This is a genomic window from Megasphaera sp. DJF_B143 (assembly GCF_900320625.1).
In the GTDB taxonomy this organism is placed as follows: domain Bacteria; phylum Bacillota; class Negativicutes; order Veillonellales; family Megasphaeraceae; genus Megasphaera; species Megasphaera hexanoica.
Genome location: NZ_ONTA01000020.1, coordinates 1 through 2,501, shown reverse-complemented (window position 1 = coordinate 2,501; position 2,501 = coordinate 1). Strand labels below are relative to the sequence as shown.

Genomic DNA, 2,501 nt, shown 5'->3' with positions numbered 1-2,501 from the left:
CTCCGTATTGTTCATCAATGTGTTTTTTTAGATTCTGGAAAGCAGGAATATATACTTGGATAATCTTCATTACCAGGCGTTTAGCTGCTTTACCATCATAAAGATGTGTCATGTCATTTCGATCTCTGAGCATCACCAGGAAAATGTCCGGATCGACAAAATCATAGACGGCGTACGCTTCCTTAATGATTTCCCGCGGTGAACCACTATGAGCTGCGTTACGGCCTTCATATTTCAATAATTCCTTTAATAATTTCCACGTCAATTCAAATTGCAGGGAGAATTTGTTGATAATGCCGCTGAGTATAAATTCGTTATCTAAATCTTCCTTTCCGGCACTGGCCAGTACGGCCAGATTGGAACAAAAATTTTCATATTTTTTCATAAAGCGTGACACCTTCTTTCTGAATCATAGTCCGAAATTCTGGTTCCAATGGATTATCCAGATTAATGATATCAAATTTCAATAATGTCCATGTGTTTTCCTCCACATCCAGGCAGAATTGTGTGAAATCCCCCCCAGAGACAGCAAGGTCTATGTCACTGGCACGTCCATAATCTCCCCGTGACCGGGACCCAAAAAGAATAACTTTTTGCACTCCCCATTTGCTGGCAATGGTACCTATTTCTTTTATTAATTCTTCACTGAGTCCTGTTTTCTGTATATCCATTGTATCTGTCATATACATCACCTGAAATATGTTTGTATAAAACGGTATATATCCGTATCTCATTGCATCATAAATGCGATATAGTCATTTCTATATAATAGTTATATTTATTATATCATTACGGATTTCTCTACTCAACACTAAGAAACACTGCGTTAGTGTCAGCTTTTTATCAGTGAAATGCTCCATTTTTTACTACCCATCCCGGCCCTGCGGCTTTTTCTTTAAACTTGAAACTATCCCTTTCCCGCATGCAAAAAAACTCACGGCTGGAAGCGTTTCCAGTCGTGAGTTCTGTGTCGATGTTACATAGATGATATATATTAGTGATGGAACAGGCGCAGGTGGGTCATGGCCATGGCTACGCCGTATTTGTCGCAGGTTTCGATGACGTTGTCGTCACGGATGGAGCCGCCGGCCTGGGCGATGTAGTCTACACCGCTACGATGGGCCCGTTCGATGTTGTCGCCAAAGGGGAAGAAGGCGTCGCTGCCCAGGGCTACACCGTGGAGCTGGGCAATCCAGGCTTTCTTTTCTTCCCGTGTGAGCGGTTCCGGTTTTTCCGTAAACAGATCCTGCCAGATGCCGTCGGCCAGGACGTCTTCGTAGTCATCGGAAATGTAGACGTCGATGGCATTGTCCCGGTTCGGACGGCGCACGTCGTCGCGGAAGGGCAGGGCCAGGACTTTCGGGTTCTGGCGGAGCCACCAGATGTCCGCTTTGTTGCCGGCCAGGCGGGTGCAGTGTACACGGGACTGCTGTCCGGCACCGACGCCGATGGTCATGCCGTCTTTGACGTAGCAGACGGAGTTGGACTGGGTGTATTTCAATGTGATGAGGGCAATCATGAGGTCGCGGATTGCCGAAGCGGGGAGATTCTTGTTTTTCGTCGGGATTTCCTTGAAGAGATCTGCCGTAATTTTGGCATTGTTCCGTTCCTGTTCGAAGGTGACGCCGTATACTTCTTTCGATTCGATAGGAGCCGGCGTATAATCGCTATGCATCTGGAGGACGCAGTATTTCCCTTTTTTCTTTGTCTTGAGCAGTTCCAGTGCTTCGTCGGTGTATCCCGGAGCGATAACGCCGTCCGATACTTCCCGTTTGAGGAGGGTTGCCGTTTCGACATCACAGATATCGGACAGGGCAACGAAATCGCCATAGGAGCTCATGCGGTCGGCACCACGGGCACAGGCATAGGCCGAGGCCAGCGGGGACAGGGCCAAGTCATCGACCCAGTAGATTTTTTTCAGGGTATCGCTCATGTCCGTCGCTACGGCTGCACCGGCGGGGCTGACGTGTTTGAAAGAAGCTGCTGCCGCAAGGCCCGTCGCTTCCTTCAGTTCTTTGACAAGCTGATAACTGTTGAATGCATCGAGCAGGTTGATATAGCCGGGACGGCCATTGAGGACATCAAAAGGAAGGTCGCTGCCGTCTTTCATATACACTCTGGCCGAAGCCTGATTGGGATTGCAGCCGTATTTTAATTGCAGTTCTTTCATCGTTATTACCTCCGTACGCAGATAAAAAAAATACCGACACTTCCGGGAACCTTCGCCCAGACGGTCGGCTATATCGAATCATGCTCCCCGTGGTATGCTCCACTTTCCGTCAGTCACATGTTTCACATCTATTATACAAGGGGAATCGCGGCACTGTCAATCATCTTGCCGGGAATCGATAGAAAAATCCTGGCCGTTTCCCTGCTTCTTTATAAAAATCATGTAAAATCCCCTCTTTGACACTTTTAAAATAAAAAATGCTTATAAAGCCTGTTGTAGTAGGCTTCGTGGCACTTTTTTCCGGTTGCAGGTGTCAAACTCCCGTGAACAT

At 47.4% G+C, this 2,501-nt stretch carries 3 protein-coding genes and 1 riboswitch; all 3 genes read right to left on the bottom strand.

What is annotated here, in order from left to right; all coding sequences use genetic code 11:
• Positions 1 to 385 (bottom strand): HI0074 family nucleotidyltransferase substrate-binding subunit (locus DBO31_RS00430; RefSeq protein WP_150824169.1); only part of this gene is annotated, 385 nt, incomplete at its 3' end.
• Positions 372 to 683, bottom strand: a complete 312-nt coding sequence (locus DBO31_RS00425) for a nucleotidyltransferase family protein (protein ID WP_075582170.1) — start codon at positions 681 to 683, stop codon at positions 372 to 374. The genes DBO31_RS00425 and DBO31_RS00430, both read right to left, overlap by 14 nt.
• A 311-nt stretch (positions 684 to 994) precedes the next feature.
• Positions 995 to 2,170, bottom strand: a complete 1,176-nt coding sequence (locus tag DBO31_RS00420) for a phosphoribosylaminoimidazolecarboxamide formyltransferase (protein ID WP_150824168.1) — start codon at positions 2,168 to 2,170, stop codon at positions 995 to 997.
• Between the two features lie 47 nt (positions 2,171 to 2,217).
• Positions 2,218 to 2,297: riboswitch (ZMP/ZTP riboswitch) on the bottom strand.
• Positions 2,298 to 2,501 lie beyond the last annotated feature (204 nt).